Annotated in this window: 22 protein-coding genes; 8 read left to right on the top strand and 14 right to left on the bottom strand. The window is 45.3% G+C overall.

Features of this window, described 5'->3' with window-relative positions; all coding sequences use genetic code 11:
• Positions 1-75: 75 nt before the first annotated feature.
• The 12 genes from NST40_RS05375 to NST40_RS05320 all read right to left on the bottom strand — a co-directional run bounded on the left by NST40_RS05375 (position 76) and on the right by NST40_RS05320 (position 11,530).
• Positions 76-885 (bottom strand): SDR family oxidoreductase, encoded by an 810-nt coding sequence (locus NST40_RS05375; RefSeq protein ID WP_076277892.1) that lies wholly within the window; start codon positions 883-885, stop codon positions 76-78.
• A 46-nt stretch (positions 886-931) separates the two neighbouring features.
• Positions 932-1,366, bottom strand: a complete 435-nt coding sequence (locus tag NST40_RS05370; RefSeq protein WP_076129552.1) for a MarR family transcriptional regulator — start codon at positions 1,364-1,366, stop codon at positions 932-934.
• A 117-nt stretch (positions 1,367-1,483) separates the two neighbouring features.
• Positions 1,484-2,023 carry an RDD family protein gene (locus NST40_RS05365; protein ID WP_076277891.1) on the bottom strand — a complete coding sequence of 180 codons (540 nt, stop codon included), beginning with the start codon at positions 2,021-2,023 and terminating at the stop codon, positions 1,484-1,486.
• Between the two features lie 35 nt (positions 2,024-2,058).
• Entirely contained in the window at positions 2,059-2,586 is a 528-nt protein-coding gene (locus NST40_RS05360) for a hypothetical protein (protein ID WP_076186750.1), read from the bottom strand.
• Positions 2,587-2,590: 4 nt separating this feature from the next.
• Entirely contained in the window at positions 2,591-2,890 is a 300-nt protein-coding gene (locus tag NST40_RS05355; RefSeq protein WP_076277916.1) for a hypothetical protein, read from the bottom strand.
• A gap of 146 nt (positions 2,891-3,036) precedes the next feature.
• A complete protein-coding gene (gene abc-f / locus NST40_RS05350; protein WP_076277890.1) occupies positions 3,037-4,887 on the bottom strand; it encodes an ABC-F type ribosomal protection protein in 1,851 nt (616 codons plus the stop codon).
• A 378-nt stretch (positions 4,888-5,265) separates the two neighbouring features.
• On the bottom strand, positions 5,266-6,177 hold the full coding sequence (locus NST40_RS05345) for a L,D-transpeptidase family protein (RefSeq protein WP_076129557.1): 912 nt from the start codon (positions 6,175-6,177) through the stop codon (positions 5,266-5,268).
• 592 nt (positions 6,178-6,769) lie between these two features.
• Complete coding sequence (locus tag NST40_RS05340) at positions 6,770-6,904, bottom strand: hypothetical protein (protein ID WP_342410474.1); 135 nt, start codon at positions 6,902-6,904, stop codon at positions 6,770-6,772.
• An 837-nt stretch (positions 6,905-7,741) separates the two neighbouring features.
• Complete coding sequence (locus tag NST40_RS05335) at positions 7,742-8,710, bottom strand: sugar phosphate isomerase/epimerase (protein WP_036680409.1); 969 nt, start codon at positions 8,708-8,710, stop codon at positions 7,742-7,744.
• On the bottom strand, positions 8,711-9,442 hold the full coding sequence (locus tag NST40_RS05330) for a ThuA domain-containing protein (protein ID WP_038569006.1): 732 nt from the start codon (positions 9,440-9,442) through the stop codon (positions 8,711-8,713).
• Positions 9,443-9,493: 51 nt separating this feature from the next.
• A complete protein-coding gene (locus NST40_RS05325) occupies positions 9,494-10,570 on the bottom strand; it encodes a Gfo/Idh/MocA family oxidoreductase (protein ID WP_076129559.1) in 1,077 nt (358 codons plus the stop codon).
• A 6-nt stretch (positions 10,571-10,576) separates the two neighbouring features.
• Positions 10,577-11,530 carry an AraC family transcriptional regulator gene (locus NST40_RS05320; RefSeq protein WP_076195168.1) on the bottom strand — a complete coding sequence of 318 codons (954 nt, stop codon included), beginning with the start codon at positions 11,528-11,530 and terminating at the stop codon, positions 10,577-10,579.
• A gap of 346 nt (positions 11,531-11,876) precedes the next feature.
• Between NST40_RS05320 and NST40_RS05315 the strand changes: the two genes are divergently transcribed.
• The 5 genes from NST40_RS05315 (at position 11,877) to NST40_RS05295 (ending at position 17,787) form a co-directional block, all read left to right on the top strand.
• A complete protein-coding gene (locus NST40_RS05315; protein WP_036680403.1) occupies positions 11,877-12,881 on the top strand; it encodes a substrate-binding domain-containing protein in 1,005 nt (334 codons plus the stop codon).
• A gap of 155 nt (positions 12,882-13,036) precedes the next feature.
• Positions 13,037-14,302 (top strand): extracellular solute-binding protein, encoded by a 1,266-nt coding sequence (locus NST40_RS05310; protein ID WP_076129561.1) that lies wholly within the window; start codon positions 13,037-13,039, stop codon positions 14,300-14,302.
• 77 nt (positions 14,303-14,379) lie between these two features.
• A complete protein-coding gene (locus NST40_RS05305) occupies positions 14,380-15,246 on the top strand; it encodes a sugar ABC transporter permease (protein ID WP_038568998.1) in 867 nt (288 codons plus the stop codon).
• Complete coding sequence (locus tag NST40_RS05300) at positions 15,246-16,064, top strand: carbohydrate ABC transporter permease (RefSeq protein ID WP_038574152.1); 819 nt, start codon at positions 15,246-15,248, stop codon at positions 16,062-16,064. The genes NST40_RS05305 and NST40_RS05300 overlap by 1 nt, the downstream gene beginning before the upstream one ends.
• Before the next feature lie 34 nt (positions 16,065-16,098).
• Positions 16,099-17,787, top strand: a complete 1,689-nt coding sequence (locus NST40_RS05295) for an alpha-glucosidase (protein WP_076219686.1) — start codon at positions 16,099-16,101, stop codon at positions 17,785-17,787.
• Positions 17,788-17,835: 48 nt separating this feature from the next.
• Here NST40_RS05295 and NST40_RS05290 read toward each other — a convergent pair whose 3' ends face one another.
• A complete protein-coding gene (locus NST40_RS05290) occupies positions 17,836-18,366 on the bottom strand; it encodes an NUDIX domain-containing protein (RefSeq protein ID WP_076278163.1) in 531 nt (176 codons plus the stop codon).
• Between the two features lie 36 nt (positions 18,367-18,402).
• Positions 18,403-19,878 (bottom strand): amidase family protein, encoded by a 1,476-nt coding sequence (locus NST40_RS05285; RefSeq protein WP_342410473.1) that lies wholly within the window; start codon positions 19,876-19,878, stop codon positions 18,403-18,405.
• Between the two features lie 170 nt (positions 19,879-20,048).
• Here NST40_RS05285 and NST40_RS05280 point away from each other — a divergent pair, with 170 nt between their 5' ends.
• From NST40_RS05280 to NST40_RS05270, 3 genes are read left to right on the top strand one after another with little or no spacing between them, the layout of a single operon-like run.
• The gene (locus NST40_RS05280; RefSeq protein ID WP_076219683.1) at positions 20,049-20,894 is read left to right on the top strand and encodes an STM4015 family protein; all 846 of its coding nucleotides are present in this window, start codon (positions 20,049-20,051) and stop codon (positions 20,892-20,894) included.
• A 7-nt stretch (positions 20,895-20,901) separates the two neighbouring features.
• Positions 20,902-22,191, top strand: coding sequence for an STM4014 family protein (locus NST40_RS05275; protein WP_076195180.1), 1,290 nt, complete (start codon positions 20,902-20,904; stop codon positions 22,189-22,191).
• Positions 22,191-22,973, top strand: a complete 783-nt coding sequence (locus NST40_RS05270; protein WP_076129567.1) for an STM4013/SEN3800 family hydrolase — start codon at positions 22,191-22,193, stop codon at positions 22,971-22,973. The genes NST40_RS05275 and NST40_RS05270 overlap by 1 nt, the downstream gene beginning before the upstream one ends.
• Positions 22,974-22,982: the final 9 nt, after the last annotated feature.

Genomic DNA, 22,982 nt, shown 5'->3' with positions numbered 1-22,982 from the left:
CATTAAAATAAACAAAAATCCGGTCCCGCTCGACAAATTCGAGCATGGACCGGATTTTTAATTACACATAATCTTTTATTTAGATTTAGCTTCCATCATGTAATTCTGGAAATCCGTGATACTTGGGTTAGACATATAGTGGCCACCCTCTACTTCAATTGTTTGGCCTGTGATGAATTTGGATTCATCCGATGCCAGGAACAAAACCGTATTGCCGATATCATCAGCTTCACCATGATAAGGCAGCGCGTTGAATTTTTGGAAAATATCCAATACAGCTGGCGGCATATTTCTTGCTGCCGCAGGTGTCAGGATCAGCCCAGGTGCCACTCCATTACAACGGATTTTCTCTTTACCATATTGTGTAGCGATGTAACGAGTAAGGTTCACAACCGCTGCCTTAGAGGAGCCATAAGCAGTACGCAATGAATCGCCAGCAAATGCTGACATCGAAGCCGTGTTAATGATCGAGCCTCCGCCCGCTTTAATCATATGAGGAATAGCAAAACGGCTGCCTAACAGAACACTTTTGGTATTTACGTTCATCAGGCGATCCCACTCTTCCAAATCTATATTGACCACATCAAGGTCTTTTTGCAGATTAGTTAGACCGACATTATTGAACAATATTGTGATGGTGCCATACTGAGCAACTGTGAAGTCAACAGCTTCCTTGATCGAATCCGCTTGGGAGGCATCTAAGAAAAGACCTTCAGCTTCTCCGCCTTCATTTTTAATCTTAGATGCTGCTTCTTTGGCTGCTTCCACATTAAAATCGGCAATAACAACCTTTGCTCCTTCTCTAGCTAATAGAGTGGCAGCTGATAAGCCAATACCTGAAGCGCCTCCAGTTACTAATGCAACTTTACCTTGAACTCTTCCCATGTTCATACCCCTTTATAATGTTATTGTGCTTCTAAGATGACTTGGTTTATGTTTCAGAGCTATCAAAGCTCGTTAACAACTTCTCATAGATTTTCAAGAATTGCTGCAGTTCCTCCTCATTGAGCTTTTGGAACATTTCAGCTCTTAGCTCCTGTCCCTTAAGCTGTGCTTCCTTCAGAACGTCTTTTCCTTTGTCCGTGATAGATAGAAGTACATTCCGTCGATCATCTTCGTTATATTTTCGCTCGGCCATCTCCTGCTTAATTAGTCGATTAGCAATGTTTGTCATTGCTCCCGGCGTATATCCTAGTCTCTTAGCCAAAATAGTCTGCTTCAAGGGACCTTTTTTATTCAATTCGCCCAAGACTAGAACTGGAGATATCCCAATATTGTGATCAAATGCGTTCATCCATCGGACAATAACTTCATTCGTAAATAATTCAACTGCATGTATTAGCTTAAAAATATCTGGATTTTCCAAGAGGTTCTCCTTTGGCATTCATGATGATCAGCTGCTTATAAAAGTATTTTAACACTAAAATATTTAATAGTAAAATACATAATGTTTAAAAAAAGAATGCTTGGTGAAAAGCATTCTTCAAATTGCGGATTTCTCAACAACATAAGTGCCAGCCAGCAAATCGTGAATCGCACGTTTACGGCGATGTAATCCAACCAACAAGTAATCCACCAGCATGATTGGACCCAGGATTTGAGTGAGGTCAAAAGCCAAATCCGACCATAAGGATAATTTGGCGGAAATAACGGTAAAGTCATAGCTGCTGACCGCAATTACCATTGAAAGAATCATACTAATCATTCGGAAAACATTTCGAATCAGCGCTTCCTTCACTGTAGGGTAATTCCCTTGCTCATTGACAATTTTTATTTTTAAAATCAGCTTCCCTGGAGTTCCGCCAAATCTAACGATCATAAAGATATCAAATGCGATAAACAAAATGTACTCCAGGATAATAGGTATCTCCGAATGTAATGAAACAGCTAATGAATTGAGTATCCAGTATACGATAACCCCAGGTATTCCAATGACCAGGAAATCAAGAATGGAAGCCAGCACTCTTTTCCAAAAGCCTATAAAATTCTCCTGATCCAAATGCTCGGGTAGAATGTTATCCATGCAAGCACTCCTCTCTCTATCATTTACTTTGTCGCTCAATCCCTATTTAACAATCCCTTCCTCAGATGCTCTTGGATAATGGACTCCAGCTCTTTGTTATTTTTCACAATTACCCGTTTATCAGACAGAGTATCCGTTAACTCTATAATCCTATGTGCGGCCTCCTGATCATATCCACGGTTCCATTCAAAAATCATCACATACAGATTCTTAAATGACTGCTTGTAATTCGCTTGCTCTAAACCCAGTCTTGTTTTTATAAACCTTGTAAACACTCTCAAATCCCTGATCACTTTATTAGGATTCAAAATAACGATTAAGTCAGCAGCTTTAAAACTCTCTTGTCCCCATTTGTAATGTGCGCCTTCCAGAATCCATGAGGGTTTATCAAGGATTTCCTCCAACTGAGCATCCCTTGCTTCAACTGAAAAGCGCAAATTCTCGGCACTTCTGTCCCATACCAAGTTGTCAGTCTCGTAATACTCTACACCGTATTTTTTAGATAACTCCCGGGCGATATAGGATTTGCCACTGCCGCAAGCTCCAATGATTCTAATCTTCATAAGCTCAGCCTAGCCCTGTCGGCAGGATTATTAGTCCTATAGAAATTACGGTGATTATTCTTGTGGTGAGGAGGTTTAGCTTTTTATTTTTCTCTGATTTATACCAGCCTTTAAACTGAAAATGATTCCGGTACAGCATAAAAAATAACAATAAATTCCCGAGTCCCATACTCCAGTTATACACGGGCTGACCAAATATCAATTGATAAATCAATCTTTCTGCCCAACCCAAAACTAACAAAGTCAGCACAAGCAATATACACAAGCGAAGTAATTCCAATATAAAAGAGCCCAATTTCAGCAATTCTGCAACCATCCTCTCAAGGTTTCTTTATCGCCAAAAAATCCACATTCCTCCAAATTATACACCTTACACCTTACGACTCCTACCTAAAAACACAACCTGCCCAAGATAAATTTATCCTGAGCAAGGTTGTGTTTTTTATCAGCTTAGGAGGATGCGGGTTTCCCCTCGCCCCTTAGTTCCTGTATTTGTCGCTGCAAATTAACGATTTCCGCCACTAGCGCTGCATTCTCCGCCTCAGAATCCACACCGCTACTCTGAATCAGCTGATTCAGACGCAGCTGCAGGAGGGCAAGGTTATCCTCCCGAGCCTGTTCTATACCAGTAAGCAGACGGGTTCTGTCTTTTGCGAAGTATTCAGCATACGTTCCTTGAAAAAACTTTGGTGCCTGAGACGGCTCTAAAATCACCAAGCGATTAGCCACTTTAGAGTGAAGATAACGGTCATGCGAGACCATTACTAACCCGCCGGGATACACCATAAGTGCCTCTTCTACTCGTTCCCTAGTGTCAATATCCAGATAATTAGTGGGTTCATCTAAAACCAATAAATTCGCTTTTCCAAAATACAACTTGAGAAAAGCCACACGGCATTTCTCTCCCAGACTCAAATCCCCAATCCGTTTAAATACATCGTCCCGCGTAAATAAAAAGCAACCTAGAATCGTCCGCGCCTCCGTTTGGGTCATTCCCGGCAGTTCAAGCAAGCTATCCAGAATCGTAGAGTTCATTTCTAAGTTATCTAGCTCTTGTGCAAAATAACCGATTGTCGTCCGTGGATGCAGCCGCACTTCACCTTTTGTAGGCTTATTGATCCCTGCAATCAATTTCAGCAGCGTAGACTTTCCAACACCATTAGGACCCAGAATAGACAGTCGGTCTCCCCGGTTTAGCGACAAACTGAAATCCCTAAGAAAAGGCGCACTCCCCTGATAGGCAAACTCTATCTCACGGAGTGTCAGTAAAGAATCTGCCAGAAACTCTTCGCTTTCCAGCTTCATCTTCAGCTTGCCAGTCTCACGGGGCAATTCTACACGGTTCTTATTTAACCGTTCCAGTGCAGCTTCCTTGGCATGGAAACGAGACACATTTTTCTTGGATTTCGAACGCAGAAAATCATTTTGTCCGGCAGCACGATGCGCTTGCTGGAACCATTCTGCATACCGCCTAATGCTCTCCAGCAGCTTCTCCTTTTCTTGCTCCTGCTTTTTATACTGTCCCTCCAATGTTCTCAGCTCTATAGTCTTCTGCTCCCGGTATTGTGTATATCCACCCGAATAACGCCGGCATCCCTCCGGACTAAGCTCCAGCACAGACGTCGCAGTTCGATCAATAAATGTTCGATCATGTGATACATAAAACACGGTTCCAGGGTAGGTGCACACCCAATGCTCCAACCACTCCATCGTTTCTCCATCTATGTGATTGGTCGGTTCATCCAGAATCAATAGCTTGGGCTGCCGGGCTAATAATGCTGCTAATTGCACCCGTGTCTTTTGCCCTCCACTAAGTGAGACGTATGGCAAATCCCAGACCGCATGTTCAAGCTTGAGCTGCTTTAGACTTTTTTCCGCTTTGACCTCCCAGCCATATCCATCAAGCTGCAAGTAACGATCGTACACCTCTGTATATTCAGCCAATTCAGTTTCGTTATCAGCTTTCTGCTCCTGCAGTCTCTGACTGAGGGCTTCCAGCTGGCGTTTTAATTCAGGCAGCTGTGCTGACCCTGAAAGAACGTAGTCCAATGCGGTTACTTCCCCCGGTACCTCAAGCTGTTGATCGAGCACACCCCATTCTTCAGATGGTAAACCATGATAGATACCTCCCTCTTCAAAAGTAAGGCGACCGATCAGCCCCTTAAGCAGTGTGGTTTTGCCAATCCCGTTTCGTCCGAATAAAAGCACGCGCTCTCCCTCTGCTATCTCAAAGGATACCTCCTTAAATAAAGGGACCCCATTCCATTCCTTACGTAAATTCTTCACTTTAATTACAGTCATCTTTCATTCCTCCGATTTCATTGCAAATAAAAAACCGCAGCCAGCGGTCTGCGGTCGAATAGCGTATGAAGGGGGAATGTGCCCAGACATGGATAGACTACGGCCGTGTTCACCTGCTGGATGCAGAGTAAACCAACACAATAGATAGAACTATCCATATAAAAGCATCGTAAGACCCCCGACCGACACACGTATCCCTGACCGTTATCACCCTGCGCGGGTGCTCCGTGACTTGTGCATATGCACTTCACAAACTTTATGGTCTGTTTCAGGAAACGTGTTAGTTATTCATCAGTCGGTGGCCCTCCGTAATTGTCCGTATTTTAGAATAAGTACAGTATATAACAATTTAAATCAGAAATAAAAGGCCAAGAACAATTATAACTTAATCTTTACCACCTGAGTCTGCGCATTCCACTGCACCTGAACAGCAAATAAATCAGGCAGGATACTCAGCGGAATTAGTAATCGGTTATTTTCATTGCGTGACGGTAAAATCGTAATGGATTTCCCATTCACAATAGCCTTATTGGATAATGGCTTATGTGTCACCGTACGATTGCCGATCGTAATTATCAGTGCTCCTGTCCCCGCTTCACTCTGCAAAGTACCACCCAGTAAGGCCACGGATTCTCTCAGCGGAACAAACACACGGGAATTTTCCAATATAAAAGGATCCTTCAGCTTTGTTGTCGTCCCATTGATCTCAAAAGTTCCCGCAAACTTATTACTTCCCACAGAGTACCCGTTTTTAGTTGCAATATTCTCCATAGCCAGTGTGCTCGTTGTAATGATAACTCGAGTATTCTTGGCTACTTTTGGATACAGCCAATGAATATCATCATTATGCATTCGAATACAACCAGCGCTAACATACTTCCCTATCGATGACTCATTATTATTGCCGTGAATCGCATACGTCGTGCCATAGGTACCGTTCACTTCCAGCCCCAGCCAGCGGTCGCCAAGCGGATTGGCCGGGTCCCCACCGGGAATTTTCTCTTTGTAGTAGGGTCTGTTTTTTACCTTAACCACCATTTTGAAGCTACCTTCTGGCGTCAGTTCCTTCGACTTTCCTGTGGCAACCGGAAAAGTCTTCACCAGCTTGCCGTCACTGAAATACGCGAGTTTGTTTGTTTTTTTGTTCACGATGATCAGATCTGAGCCAGCAGCTTCCACCCTTCCAACTCCTGTAAAGCAAGCAGCGAACAAAAGTCCAAATACAAGCATCAGTTTAATGTTCCGCTGTAAAAAAGTTTGAAACCGGCCTCCCGAAAAGCATAAATTCATCTTGCTCCACCTCCGTTATATAAAGACGAAATCATTTCAAATATGTTGCGTACCAGCCTGTACCTATTCTTTTCAACTCGTCCACTCCCGCTTGACGCAGAGATTGCAATACTGTAACCAGTGAATGCATGACAAAAAGCCGATCTTTAGATACGCAAAGATCAGCATACGCATAAACACATAAGTTGCGGACTCCAGAGCCCCTATTTGCAACTATTACGCTGTTTTGGGATGTTTTCGGACTCCAGCGCAGCTATTTGCTCAAAACACCTCGAATTCCTTGCTCTTCACGACCAATAACGTCTCTCGGGTCCGAAACTCGCCCCATAAACCCTAAAACACGCGAATAGCTGCATCTAAGTCCGTTAGCACAGTTCTACCTTGTTCTTTCCTACGTCTCATACATTTCCGCCCTACGTCTCATACATTTCTGCCCTACGTCTCATACATTTCCACCCTACGTCTCATACATTTCTGCCCTACGTCTCATACATTTCCACCCTACGTCTCATACATTTCTGCCCTACGTCTCATACATTACTGCGTTCATTACTGCGTCCGCTCATTTGCCCGTTACCGTTAGCACAGTTACCTACCACATCATCTGCACCACATCTCCACTACATCTCCACCACATCTCCGCCACATCTCCACCACGCTCCTGACGCTCCAGCCCTAAACTAACTGCGCTGCACATTTGCCCGTATCCCATTCTCCCGAAGCTCAACGCACCAGCCCCCAAACTAACTACGGTTTTACCATCGCAGATCAGCTGGCGTATTAGTCGCGGACTCCAGAGACCCTATTTGCAACAAATCCGCTGTTTTGAGATGCTATCGGACTCCAGCGCAGTTATTTGCTCAAATACCCTCGAATTCCTTGCTCTTCGGGACCAATAAGGTCTCTCGGGTCCGAAACTTGCTCAAAAAGGCCTAAAACACGCGAATAGCTGCATCTGAGTCCGTTAGCACAGTTATCTACTCCCACACCCCACCACGCTTCTAACGCTCTAACACCAAACTAACTACGGTTTTACCATCGCAGATCAGCTAGCGTATAAGCGCATAAGTCGCGGACTCCAGAGACCCTATTTGCAACAAATCCGCTGTTTTGAGATGCTATCGGACTCCAGCGCAGTTATTTGCTCAAATACCCTCGAATTCCTTGCTCTTCGGGACCAATAAGGTCTCTCGGGTCCGAAACTCGCTCCAAAAGGTCTAAAACTCGCGAATAGCTGCATCTGAGTCCTTTGGCAAACCAGTTAGTTTCAGGTTGGTTTTTAGTTGGTTTCCAGTACATTTCTGATTAGTTTCTAGTTCGTTTCTTATTAGCTACTACTCGTCCCTACCCCCTCCCTATCTCTTTGTCAGCTCGTTTCTACTCCCTTCCGTTCTTTCTTCCGCTCTTCCGCTCTCCCCTCCCGTTCTCCTGTTCTCCCGCTCTCCCGCTCTCCCGTTCTCCCGCTCTCCCGCTCTCCCGCTCTCCCGCTCTCCCTACATCCCCACTACACGCAAAAAAAAGCCTTGATTCTCTAAATAGAGAATCAAGGCTTTCTAATTCGACCTTACACCCACCACATACCCTGGGGCTGGTCATGAATAAGAATGGATTGCAAATTGGTTACTGCACGTTGGAAGCCTTCGTCAACCGTCATAAGAGGGTCTTCATGCTCGATGCTCACCACATAATCATAACCGTAAGTGCGCAGCGCGCTCATGATATCTGACCACTCAGATATGCTGTGGCCGCAACCAACGGAGCGGAAGGTCCATGCGCGGGTCTGCACATCGCCATAAGGTTGCATATCGGTCAGACCATACATATTGATGTTGTCCTGATCCAAGTAAGTATCCTTGGCATGGAAATGGTGAATCGCGCCAGCTTTACCGAGAATCTTAATGGCACCTACAGGATCAATACCTTGCCACCACAGATGGCTCGGATCCAGATTGGCTCCGATAGCATCGCAGGTTGCTTCTCTAAGCTTCAAAATCGTATAAGGGGTATGGCACAGAAAGCCGCCATGCAGCTCGATGCCGATCTTAACGCCATGCTCCTCGGCCAGCTTGCCGATTTCCTTCCAGTAAGGGATCAGCTTATGTTCCCACTGCCAGGTTTTGATGTCGCTGTACACGGTAGGCCAAGGTGTGACTGGCCAGTTCGGTGCTTTTGCCTCATCGCTGTCCCCAGCCGTTCCCGAAAAAGTGTTCACGACCTTAACACCCATGAGTGAAGCCAGCTTGATCGATTTACGGAGAATTTCATCCCCGGCGCGGGCTTCTTCTTTATCTGGTGAAATCGGGTTATTATGGCAACTGAAGGCACTGATCATAATGCCACGTTTCGTGAACTTTTCCAAATATTCTTGACGTGCTGACTCGCTCGCAAGCAGCTCATCTGTCGGACAGTGAGCATTGCCGGGATTACCGCCCGAGCCGATCTCTACCGCATTCAAACCTGCGGCGGCGATTTTATCTAACATCTCGTCAAGACTCAAGCTTCCAAATACAGGATCAAATACGCCTAATTTCATTTATACGACCACCTTTTCTTTGATAGGCTCTAAGGCTTCAGAATGTCCGTAAACCGGATAGTCACGTTTCGTTGGTGCACACCAGTTCACGCCATTGATGATGACTTTTTGAATATCCTTGTTGTAATAGGTTGGATAAGATTCATGACCAGGCTGGAAATAAAAGATCTTCCCGCTGCCTCTACGGTAGGTCGATCCGCTTGGGAAGACGTTGCCGCCTTCGAACCAGCCGACAAATACAAGACTCTCTGGTGCTGGCACATCAAAATGCGCACCGTACATTTCCTCTTGCTCCAAGTCGATGTATTCACCAATGCCCTCAGCAATCGGGTGACTTGGGTCCATGACCCACAGGCGCTCCTTCTCCTCAGCTTCACGCCATTTCAGATCGCAGCTGGTGCCCATTAATTTCATAAAGATTTTGGACATATGGCCCGAATGAAGCACTACAAGTCCCATACCTTGCAGCACTCGCGCATGTACACGGTTTACAATCTCATCACTTACTTCATGATGGGCGATATGTCCCCACCAGATCAGTACATCCGTGTTATCCAATACCTCTTGCGTCAGTCCGTGCTCTGGTTCATCCAGCGTAGCTGTCTGAGTGTCCAGTCCTGCCTCTTGCAGAAAACTTGCCAGTTGTCCATGAATACCTTGCGGATAGACCTTAAGAATTCTTTCTTCCTGCCGTTCATGACGGAATTCATTCCATACGGTTACTCTTGTCACTTGAGACACGCTCCTAGTTCATATTTATCTATGACCATCGAATTTGCTTGATTATTCAAAAAACACAGGCATTCCAGTTTCAGAGGATTTATAAATAGCCTCCAAGATGCGAGTCACAACCAACGCCTGCTCCGGCTTCACTACAGGCTCGGTGTCATTTACAATGCTGTCAATCCACTGAGCTGCCTCTATCACCGCAGGATCATCTCCTGCACCATCATAAAAGTCGACGCCACCGGCATCCAGACCGATATGCTTTTCAAAGGTTTTACCGTAGGCTTCTCCGTTAATGCGCAGACCCTTCTCCATATCTGCTCCGCCTTCAGTCCCACAAAGTACCGTTTTGGCCTCACCGACATCGAGTGTATTCAGTGCCCAGCTTGCCTCTAAGACGATGGTAGCCCCATTCTCCATAGTGATGAATCCAATGGCGGAATCCTCAACTGTAAACTTCTCAGGATCCCACGGGCCCCAAGCATTCGCAGCATTTTTACGACCGGACAGCTTATGATAAGCGTTGCCCACGACATATTTAGGTTTGTAATTATCCATCATCCACAGGGTCAAATCGAGCGCATGGGTACCGATATCAATCAACGGGCCGCCGCCTTGCGCTTCTTCATCCAAAAACACACCCCAAGTTGGGACCGCGCGACGACGGATAGCCTTAGCTCTGGCGTAATAGATCTCACCAAGCTCATTATTCTCACATACCGCATGCAGATAAGCTGAATCTGGTCTGAAACGGTTCTGATAACCGATGGTCAGCTTTTTCCCAGTTCGCTCTGAGGCCTCGATCATCGCTTGTGCTTCTGCCGTGGTTTTAGCCATCGGCTTCTCACACATTACGTGTTTGCCTGCTTCCATAGCCGCAATGGAAATCTCCGCATGGGAAATATTCGGCGTACATACATGTATCACATCTATACTTGCATCGTTAAGAAGCTCTTTATAATCTGTGTAAACTACGGACTGCTCATCTCCAAACTCCGCTTTTGCCTTCTCGGCACGTTCAGCGACGATATCACAAAAAGCAACCATACGCGCACCTTCTACTTTTTTTAACGCGGGCATGTGCTTGCCGTTCGCAATACCTCCGCAGCCGATAATTCCTACTGTTAAAGTCATTCTGGTCTAACCTCCACTTATTCCTGTTTTGATATCTCTATCATACAAAGCTGAGGAAGGGCTTTCTTCCTGTAATCTTGCTGTATTATTCCCGAATATTGTCTTGTGGTATTTCAGCGGGGATATCCCCGTTGCTTCCTTGAAAAAATGATGGAAGGTCTTCACGCTGCCAAACCCGGCTGCTTCCGCCACGGCAGACATCGGCAGATCTTCATTGATCAAGATCCATTTGGCTTTGTTAAGCCGGTATTCGTTTAAGAACGCGATAAAGGTCATGCCCGTGTTTTTCTTGAACAATTTGGTAAAATAATAAGGACTAAACCCCATATAATTAGCTACCTCATTCAGCGTAATAGCCTCCTGGTAATGCTGCTCCACATAGATAAAAATCCGCTCTAGTCTCTCCAGTGTTTCTCTGGATTGATTCAGTGTATCTTCCGAGAACTTAGGCTGTTTCTTGATCGGACTCTTCGGTACCTCCCGTAGAATAACGGTCAGCAGTTCAAACAATCTAGCCTTGATTAGAAAAACATATCCTTCTCTTCGCTGTACATCTTCCTCGTAAATACTCTCAATCAGCCCTTTGACCTTCGCGGCAGTTGCCACGGGCCATCTAGAACTGGAATACTCCATAAGCGTAAAGACCTCACGAAGTGAGTAGTCATTACCGTTCAAAGCGGCTACTTCTTGAAACAAATTCAGGTCAAATTGAATCACTACCCGTTCACTCTCAGGTGAAGAGAGAAAATAATGCACATCCCCACCATTGATAAACTGAACTTCGCCCTGCTCCATGTGAATAGGGGTATCGTTAATTCCCAGATTCAGGCTTCCTTTGGTAACATAAATAATTTCAATTTCTTTATGCCAATGCGGATAACACAACGTATCACCATTGCAGAGTAAACTGCGGTAAGGAAAGTGCTTATCCACATCCGGAATCTCGAGATAAATATTCATAAATGCAACTCCTTATCCGAGTAAATCATTATAACTAGAGCTTGCATACCATATTTAAAAATTTTACGTAAGCGTTTACTCTCTAAATGTTAGACCTCCAATATTCTTTTGTCAATTCCGATATTTCTAAGTGAATTTTTGGTATATACATTGGTTTCATTCCTATTAAAAGATTACTGCTCTTGCGTAGTTTTGATCATTTTTTTATTTTTTAAGTACAGTTGACAAAAGCGCCTACCAGCATTTATATTCGGGGTAAGCGTTTACGTTCTCTTCTTTCATAACTTACTCTCATCAGCGTAAGCGTTTAATTCAAGGATAACCGTAGTTTAAGGAGCTCATAGGAATGAACCCAACGATTAAAGATGTTGCACAGAAAGCGAACGTTTCCATTGCCACAGTCTCTCGCGTGCTAAACAATTTAAGTGGGTATTCGGACAAAACGAAACAAAAGGTAAATGAGGCGATCAAAGAAATTGGTTATCAACCCAATGCGATTGCCCGGGGTCTAATCAATAAGCGTACACAAACCATTGGTGTTATGTTCCCTAGTGTTTCTGGTGCCTTCTCTTCCGATCTGCTCAAAGGTATTGAAGAATTGGCCAATGACCGGAACTACAGTGTGATGGTATGCAATACCGATCAGGACGGTAAAAGAACGTTGAAGTACTTACAGCTCCTGAGAGAGAAACAGGTTGATGGCATTATTTTTTCTAGTGAAGTCCTTAAGAAAGAATATTACGATGTGCTCGAAACCATGAGGATCCCCGTTGTATTGGTCTCTTCCCAAACAGAATTCGCCAAGGTCCCTTATGTGAAAGTAGATGATTATCGAGCAGCTTTTGACGCTATCCTCTACTTAATTTCAAAAGGTCACCGCAAAATAGCCATGATTAGTGGAAACCCTAGCGATCTTATCGCTGGTGCGCCAAGAGCAGAAGGTTATAAGCATGCGCTTGAAGCAAATGGTATTCCTTTTGACAGCCGCTATCTTGCTTACGGAGATTTTTTGTATGAGAGCGGAAGTATAGCTATGGAGACTCTTTTGGAGCAAGCGCCTGATGTGACTGCCGTTTTTGCTGCTAGTGATGAAATGGCGATTGGTGCCCTCTCTACCGTTATCAAAAATGGTCTAAGCGTGCCCGAGGATATCTCCATTATGGGATATGACGATCTTGGATTAGCCAAAATGGTTATTCCGCCTTTAACAACAGTACGCCAACCGCTGTACGATATTGGAAAGATCGCCGTGGAGAAGCTCATTCAGATGATTGAAACAGGCGAGTCTGTCAACAGCCAGATTGTCGATCACACAATTGTGGAAAGACAAACGGTAAGATCGCTTACCTAAGTCTTTTTATCAATATTACGTAAACGTTTACTGTTCACTTTATTGCATACCCGTCGCTTAGAAGAACACGAACATCATTTAAGTTTGCCGTCAACGTAAACGTTTACCCTTAGCAAATTCACCATAATACCAACACATTATTAGGAGGATTTATCATGAAAAAAACAATTAAACCCGTAATGGTTAGTCTACTGGCTATGTCCGTGCTTAGCGCCTGCGGTAGCAATAGTGGTAACAATGCGGCTGACAACACATCTAGCGGCGGGAACTCCTCCGGTGACAAGGTAAAAATCGAGTTTTTCCAAAATAAGACCGAAGCCAAAGCCACCTTCGACAAGCTGGTTGCGAAATTTAATGAAGCCAATCCGAACATCGTAGTCACTCAAGTGAACCCACCGGATGCCGAAACAGTGCTGAAGACTCGTGCAGCTAAAAAAGACATCCCTGACGTGGTCGGTATCGGTGCCACTGACACCTACAAAACATTATCCGGAAGTGGTCTGTTTGAAGACTTCTCAAGTGATCCACTTGCTGAAAATATCCAGCCTGCTTATGTTCAAATGCTGAAAGACCTGACAGGTTCGAGCGAGCTGAATGGTCTTCCATTCTCTTCGAACGCAAGTGGTGTCATTTACAATAAAGCGATGTTCACTGAAGCCGGCGTTACCGTGCCAACCACTTGGGATGAGTTCATTGCCGTCGCTCAAAAGTTCAAGGACAGCGGTAAAAATGCTTTTTACCTGACCCTTAAGGATTCCTGGACAACCCTTACGCCGTTCAACTCCCTCTCTACAATCATTAAAGGCAATGATTTCTTCAAGCAACGTACTGAAGGTACTGTGACTTTCGCAGACAGCTTCACCGAAATTGCTGAAAAGCTGCTTAAGCTGACGGAGTTTGGTCAAAAAGATATTTTTGGAAAAGGCTACAATGACGGCAACACAGCTTTCGCTAAAGGTGAATCTGCAATGTATCTGCAAGGGGTATGGGCGATCCCAGAAATCGTGAAGGCTAATCCATCCATTGAGCTTGGTGTATTCCCTTTCCCAGCGACAAATGATGCTGCTAACAATAAGGTCATTTCTGGCGTAGACACATTGTTGACTATCTCTAAGAGCACTAAACATAAAGAAGAAGCTAAAAAATTCGTTGAATTCCTGCTCCAGCCTGAGAATGTCAGCCTCTACATTAACGAGCAAAAAGCATTCCCAGCTGTGCAAGGTGTAACACAAGATGATCCAACAATGGACGGCTTCAAAGCAGCATTTACCTCAGGTAACTTGGCCGACTTTGCGGACCACTACATCCCAAGTGCAATGAAAGTGGATACCATCAATCAAGCCTTCCTGCAAAAGAAAGATGTTGATGCGTACCTGAAACAGCTTGATAAAGAATGGGATAAGGTAGCTGACCGGAAATAACGAGACCTGACAAATAAGAGCCGAGAAAGAGAACGGGACTCCCCCTTCTCTTTCTCTTTTCCAAGGAGGATTACATGATGGCCAAACGCCGAGTCGCCTTTTATCTAATGACTATACCGGCATTGCTTCTTTTCTTTGCCTTTCACACCTTTCCTGCACTGCAGGGTATTTATTATTCGTTCACTAACTGGGACGGCTTCAGTGACAGCTTTGATTACGTAGGATTTAAGAACTTCATTAACATTTTTCAAGATGAAAATGTGCTGAATTCATATGTGTTCACTTTTAAATATGCCATCTTAACAACTATTCTCATCAATATCATCAGTTTGTTGATTGCGCTTGGGCTTAACGCCAAGATTAAAGCCAAAAACTTTTTCCGCGGTGTATATTTCCTGCCTAATATCCTCAGCGTGCTGATTGTCGGCTTTATTTTCAACTATTTGTTCGCAAATGTATTCCCTATCTGGGGCGAGAAGCTTGGCAGCGAATTCCTTTCGCAGAACATTCTCGGCAACTCCGATTGGGCCTGGATCGGTATCGTCATTGTAGCCGTTTGGCAGGGAATTGCTTATAACACGATTCTCTATCTGGCAGGTCTACAGACCATTCCGCAAGATCTTTACGAAGCCTCCAATCTGGACGGCGCTAGCCGCTGGAGAGAATTCTGGAGCATTACTTTTCCAATGCTTGCTTCCTTCTTCACGATCAACATGGTGCTGGCGATGAAGGGCGGCTTAATGGTATTCGACCAAATCGTAGCCTTGACAGGTGGGGGACCTGGACGTTCAACACAATCCATTGCCCACTTAATCTATACAGGCGGCTTCCAAGGCGGAGAATTTGCCTATCAATCGGCGAACGCCGTGATTTATTTTATCGTGATCGTTGTGATCTCCGCCCTTCAGCTTAAATTTCTGCAGAAACGGGAGATGGACTTATGATCAAAAAATCAAGCAACTGGCCTGCAACGATTCTTATCGCGCTAGGCTCACTACTGATCCTTTTTCCGCTGTACATGACTATTGCTATCGCGCTAAAAAATCCCGAGGAAATGGCTCAATCCATCTTTTCACTGCCGACTGGCCTGCATTTTGAGAACTTCGCCAATGCCATTAAGGCAACCAATTTCTTCAACGCCTTAGGAAATAGCGCCACGATCACAATAACATCAGTAGTGTTCATCTTGCTTACCAACTCCATGGTAGCCTACGCGATTGCCCGCAATATGAACCGAAAATTCTTCAAAGCGCTCTACTTTTATTTTATCAGCGCAATGTTTATTCCTTTCCAGATTATTATGCTGCCTGTGGTCAAAGTGACAACGGATCTGCATATGAACAACATTCTGGGTCTTATTATTCTATACATTGTTTATGGCTTGGCTTTTAACGTGTTTGTATACACTGGCTATATCCGCTCTATTCCTTATGAGCTAGAGGAAGCTGCCACAGTAGATGGTGCGACGACATTCGGAACGTTCTGGAAGATTATTTTCCCACTTCTTGCTCCGGTCAGTGCAACAATTGGTATCCTCTCCTGTCTGTCGACTTGGAATGACTTTATGCTGCCGTTGATTCTGCTAGGTGATCAGGATTCATACACACTTCCGCTTGTACAGTATGTCTTCCAAGGTCAATTCAGCACAGATTTCAACTTAGCCTTTGCTTCGTATCTGCTTGCTTTATCCCCGATGCTCGTGGTCTATTTGTTCGCGCAAAAATGGATTATCAGTGGACTAACATCAGGGTCCATTAAATAACTAAGATTTATATAGAGAGATAGGAGAGTTATACATGGATAAGAAATGGTGGAAAGAAAGCGTAGTTTATCAAATCTACCCCCGCAGCTTCAAAGACAGTAACGGGGACGGCATCGGTGATCTGCAGGGCATTATCTCGAAACTCGATTATTTAAATCAGCTTGGCGTCGACGTAGTCTGGTTATGCCCGGTATACGAGTCGCCAAACGACGATAACGGCTATGATATCAGTAACTATCAAAGTATTATGGATGATTTCGGAACACTCTCTGATTGGGAGGAACTGCTAGCTGGACTTCACAGCCGCGGCATGAAGCTGATTATGGATCTCGTGGTCAACCACTCCTCTGATGAGCACGCTTGGTTCGTGGAGTCCCGCAAATCGCAGGATAATCCTTATCGTGATTATTATATCTGGCGGCCGGGCCAGGACGGACAGAAGCCTAACGACTGGGGTTCCTTCTTCAGCGGTTCGGCTTGGGAATTCGATGAGAAGTCGGAGGAATATTACCTCCATCTCTTCTCGAGAAAGCAACCCGACCTGAATTGGGATAATCCTAAGCTGCGCCAGGAAGTCTACGATATGATGACCTGGTGGCTGGACAAGGGCATTGACGGATTCCGTATGGATGTAATCAACTTGATCTCCAAAGTACCGGAATTACCTAGCGTTGCCCCAGAAAATAACGGAGAACAGCCTACGTACCACTTCGGAGGAGACTATTTCGTTAACGGACCACGCGTACATGAGTATATGCAGGAAATGAACCGTGAGGTCCTGTCCAAGTACGATATCATGACAGTGGGCGAAGCCGTTAATGTCACTCCCGAGGAGGCTTCGTTGTACGTTTCCGAGGATCGCAACGAGCTGAACATGGTATTCCATTTCGAGCTTATGGACGTCGATTCCGGACCTGGAGGCAAATGGAATGTGCAGCCTTGGAAGCTGGCGGACATCAAGTCCATCATTTCCAAATGGCAAATCGCGCTGGACGGTAAAGGTTGGAACAGTCTGTATATGAACAACCACGATCAGCCGCGTATGCTATCCCGCTTCGGAGATGATAAGTTATATCCGAAAGAGTCTGCCAAGATGCTGGCAACACTGCTGCACACGCTCCAAGGCACACCTTACATCTATCAAGGCGAAGAAATCGGCATGACGAATGTACAGTTTGATTCCATCAACGATTACAAAGACATTGAAATCTTGAATATGTATAAAGAATACTTGGCTGCCGGACATTCGGAAGAAGCTATCATGAACTCCATTTACATTAAAGGCCGGGACAATGGCCGTACGCCGATGCAATGGAACGCCGAGCCGCAGGCTGGCTTCACGACGGGCTCTCCTTGGCTAGCCGTAAATCCTAATTACAAGGAAATTAATGTGGAGCAGGCGCTGGCTGATCCTGATTCTATTTTTTACTATTATAAGAGACTTATTGAGCTGCGCAAGCAGCATGAAATTATCGTATACGGAAATTATACAATTCTGGCTGAGGAGAATGAACAGGTATATGCTTATCTGCGTACTCTTGGAGAAGAACAGCTACTGGTTGTATTGAATTTCTTCGGAGAGCCTGCGACCTTCGAACTTCCTTCTACTGTGAAGTTCCAAGCGAAGGCATTGCTTATTGCCAATTACGAAGTAAATCCAGAAGAAGAACTAAACACAATTCAGCTTCGTCCTTATGAAGCTCGTGTGTATAAGCTTAAATAAACTAGACCCCCTACATGAAACAATAAAAAGGAGCCTCACGGCTCCTTTTTACTTTCCTCCAACAGCTACCGGATTGACCTGTACCTGTCCCGCGTTCAATTTCTCAATAATCGCCAGTAAGAAGGTTTCGGCTAGGCTGTTCTTTTTAATCGCTCTGGCGGCTTCTTCCAAAGTAAACCATTCAGCATGATCAACCTCAGTACTCACCTGGCTCAAGTCCTCCGAATCTGCAACACCTATAAAATTCAGCATTAGCGTATTGGATGGTGCGAAGTACAAGCTGCGCATATATTCATAAGCGACAATATCAAGTCCTACCTCTTCTTTTACCTCACGTACGAGAGTCGTTTCCGCATCTTCACCTTTGTTCACGTATCCTGCGAGTAATATGTAGTCTGGCCGATTATATTGCTGAATTAATAAAATCTTGTTCTTCTCCCTGTTTAATACTGCTGTACTAATCGCCGTGCTGAAAATAGGGAATCGGAACATTTCACACGCGTTACAATAAGGTACCTGCCCTTCCCCGTCACTTTCTTTCATTACTAACTCTGTCCCACATTCCAGGCAATACTTCAAACTGATCGCTTCCTTCTATTCTAAGTTAGCCTAATTCTACTCCAATTGAGGTGGAATCCGGTGATACGTTGCTTGTTCAAACCCGTATGCTAAGGCTATGAGCGTAGGCTCGCTATAAGCTTTTCCGGAAAAAACAACACCAAAAGGTCCCCTGGTCGAATCCCCATCCGCATCAATAATGCCTTGAGATACATATCCCGCCGGAACAGTAACTAATGGATAACCTAAGCGTGCCGCAATATACATGCCATCTATATCACCAGGCAGCAATAACGCGTCTAAACTATACTGTTCCAACACATAATCTATTCCTTGTTCAAGCGCTAATTCCTTGTATTCTTGTCTCTTCTCTTGATAGGCCTCTTCAGTTAATGTTACTTCTTCTGATCTTGTCAGGGTGTCTTGCCCATATCGCAAGGCAATCTCAGCATGTCTTTCATTATAGGCTATCAATTCTTGCAAAGAATGAATCGGAACGGAATCATCTACTTGTGCTAAATACTGGTTGAGCCCTTTTTTAAATTCATAACAAATCACATCATTATTCCAATTCTGTTGTTCAACATGTACTGTGACAGGATCTATAATGGTAGCCCCTTCATTCTTCAAGGTCAAGATAGCTGTTTCCATAATTGCAAGCCTCTCAGCGTCTAAATGTTTATAATAATGCCGTGGAATACCTATTCTTGCTTGTCGTATAAAGCTTTTATCTAAACTTGAAGTATAGTCTGTATAAGCGTATTTTTCGCTTGAAAATGTTGCTGAATCGTTGTCGTCCACTCCGGTTAACGCCCCTAAAATAATTGCCGCATCTGTAACCGTTCTAGCTATAGGCCCAGGGGTATCCTGGCTTACTGAAATGGGAATGACTCCAGAACGGCTGACTAATCCCACCGTAGGTTTGATTCCGACAAGAGCATGTTGGCTGGCTGGACCGACAATAGATCCTGCGGTTTCCGTTCCGATCGCTGCTGCTGCCAGATTCGCTGCTACGGCTGCCGCAGGCCCGGAGCTGGAACCACTGACAAATACCGTGCCAGGTCCATACGGATTCAGTACAAGCCCTCCCCGCGAGCTATATCCCGCAGGCATTGTACTAGACATAAAATTAGACCACTCCGACATATTCGCCTTCCCAAGTAAAATAGCCCCCGCCAATCGAAGCTTGGCCGCTACAAATGAATCTTTTGCCGCAATTGATCCAGCTAAAGCTACAGAACCGGCACTCGTATGCATTTTATCCGCGGTGTCTATATTATCCTTCAATACAATAGGAATACCGTGCAGGCTCCCGCGGCTCCCTTTTTCTGCTCGTTCTTTATCGAGTGCTCGCGCGATTTGTATAACCTCTGGATTTATTTCTAAAATAGAGTTTATGTCTATATCGTATTTATGAATCCGCTCCAAATATACTTGAACTATATCCTCTGAGGTAATTAAACCTGCTTCCAGAGCCTCTTGCATTTTAATTATATCCGTCTCAATAATCCATTCCTGAAGTTTATTCTTCATACGAATAACTCCTTCCAAAAAAAATAAAATTGCCTCTAGTATAAACCTACCACAAAATTTCACCTCAATAATATGGAGAGTTTAACTATAGTTATATTCAGCTATTTGACTCCCTCGGCTACAGATGATAGGGTATTTTCGAAGTTAAATTTTTCCGGGAGGGAACACCCATGACGGAAGTAAAGCTTAGTATTGGATACGACGAATTCGAAGAAGGTCAAAGAATTGGCGAAGCAATTGAGAAGTTAAGCAGCAGCCCTGAAGGTGCGTCGCTGATCAGCCTAATTATCGGTGATTGGGGGCAAGCCTACGAGAATAGCTCGGAAGAGGTTGTAGAGGCACTGGTTACGCATAGCGCCAGCTTCCCTGCTTTACGCAAGCTTTTTATTGGTGAGATGGGCTATGAGGAATGCGAGATTTCATGGATTACCCAAAGCGATCTATCACCGCTGCTCCCTGCTTTTCCAGAATTACAATCACTCACGATTCAAGGCGGGAATGAGCTGAGCCTCTCAGAGCTAAAGCATGACAAGCTGGAGGAACTGATAATTATTAGCGGCGGCTTAAGTAAAGCCGTACTTGATAATATTGCAGCCAGCCAATTGCCGAATTTACGCAAGCTGGAACTATATCTTGGCGTAGATAACTACGGCTTTGACGGAAGCCTCGCAGATATTCTACCTCTTATAGAAGTAGGAAAGTTCCCTAAACTTACCTATCTGGGATTAAAAAATAGCGAAATACAAGATGAAATCGCCGGTGCAGTAGCAAATGCGCCTATCTTAGATCAGCTGGATACGCTAGATCTATCTCTGGGTACCCTCAGCGACGAAGGTGCTGAATTGCTTCTTGCCAGTGAGAGAATCAAAGGACTAAAAGCATTGAATCTAAGCCATCATTTTATGTCCGACGAGATGATCAGCCGGTGGCAGCAGAGCGGATTGCCTGTCGATGTCAGCGACAAACAGGAAAGCGATGATGAGGAAGACTGGCGTTATCCTTCCATCACAGAGTGAGCCCCCTATGCGGCCGATGATCGTTATCGGTATTCCTGGGGATAAACGGACTAGCGGCATTCAGCAAGCACGTTCCGATCTCGGAATGCCACCTGCCATCATTTTATCGTACGCTGAATTTCTGCAAGGCCAATCGTTAGGTGATCTGCTGGAAGTGCAGAAGCAGCAGTTATCCAGCCAGCCGGCTGTTTATAACGGAATAGATCTCAGTGCGGCTCCCCCGCTGCTGAGATTGGAATCGCCTGGCAGCAGCTTTGAAGTAGAACGTGCCTTAATCGCTCTTGGCGCACCTGATGCCGTTGATGTTGACGATTCGCTGCATCCCTACGCTGAAAGACCTGATCCGCGCCCACTCCGTGTGAAGGTAGCCCATCAATTGAAGGAGATGCAGGGTGTCCTGCATCATCCTTCGCAATGGTTCCGCGGTTATTGCCGCATGCTGGCTAGACTACAGCGCGAAGCCAAAGAGGTTTGTCCAGGCTCGCTATGGTTAAATGACCCCGCTGACATTGCGGCCATGACCGATAAACGGCGGGCACAACAGATTCTGAGTGAGGCAGGCATCACTATTCCTCGTCCATTAGGCGAGGAACAACAGCCTACCGACTATGCCTCTCTCCGTGAGATGATGATCTCCCGGCGAATGCACCGGGTATTCATTAAGCTAGCCTTCGGCTCTGCCGCTTCCGGGGTGATCGCCTATCAGCTCCATCCCGTTACAGGTGCCGAGGTTGCCTTAACTACAGTGGGGGTCGAGAATTACATCACCCGACCACCCATTTACTATAATTCCGGTAAACTGCGGCGGTACACAGATACCGCCACGATCTCCGGCATTATTAACTGGATTTATCGGCATGGTGGTTATGCCGAGCAATGGATTCCTAAGATCGGCCATAACGGTAAAGCCTTCGATATCCGCCAGCTCGTGGTTCTCCGCGAGGCCTGTCATGCAATTGCTCGTGTAAGTTCCACCCCAATTACGAATCTGCATTTACGCAGCCAGCGGATGTCTCCTTCAGAAGCCGGTTTATCAGAATTCATACAGGAGCAGGTACGAAATACCGCGTTGCAAGCGCTGGCGGCATTTCCCCGTTCTGGAGTTGCCGGGATAGACGTGCTGATATCTGGAGGATCGCAGCAGTGTTTTGTCGCCGATGTTAATCCTTTTGGCGATTTGCTGTACGATGTAAAATACCGTGGCTGCAGCACCTACGAATGGGAAATGAAGGTATTAACCGCCAGAGACTATATTACTCATCCCTCAACACCGCTTATAAAGGAAGGATCCTCTTAATGGATATGAACACTATCGTTGGCACCCATGACATTCTAATGATCACGCTTGATACCCTTCGATACGATGCAGCTACGATGGAGGAAGCGAACTGCCCGAACCTGTGCGGAACGGGATCCTGGGAGAAAAGACATACTCCCGGCAGCTTTACTTATGCGGCCCATCACGCTTTTTTCGGCGGCTTCTTGCCTACTCCAGCTACAACGGATAAGACTGAGCATATCCGTATGTTCCATTCCCGAAATACCGGAATGAAGACGCATCCTCATACATGGCTTTTCGATACGCCGGATATCGTGTCAGGACTTGCTGCCGAGGGCTATCGCACGGTTTGTATTGGAGGTGTTATTTTTTTCACCAAAAAAAATCCACTCGCTCGTGTGTTGCCAAGCTATTTCCAGCAAAGCTACTGGCGGATGACCTTCGGTGTGACCAATCCGCGTTCCACAGAGCATCAGGTGAACCATGCCTTGAAGCTGCTAAAGGATACTCCTAGCGAGCAAAGATTGTTTATGTTCCTCAACGTCTCTGCCATTCACGGACCAAATCATTATTTTGTACCTGGTGCTAAAAAAGACTCCGTAGACAGCCAGCGCGCCGCTCTTCGTTATGTGGACGGTGAACTGGGCCGGTTGTTCGATGCGTTCCGGGAACGCGGCAATCCTGTCTTCTGCCTGGCTTTTTCAGATCATGGAACCGCTTATGGGGAAGATGGCTATCAGGGGCATCGCCTTGCCCACGAGACGGTATGGAACGTCCCTTATCGGGAGTTTATTTTATAATATTTATAA

Source organism: Paenibacillus sp. FSL R10-2778, assembly GCF_038593035.1.
GTDB lineage: Bacteria > Bacillota > Bacilli > Paenibacillales > Paenibacillaceae > Paenibacillus_AQ > Paenibacillus_AQ odorifer.
The sequence above is the reverse complement of the archived record's forward strand: the minus strand, read 5'-3'. Positions and strand labels throughout refer to the sequence as shown.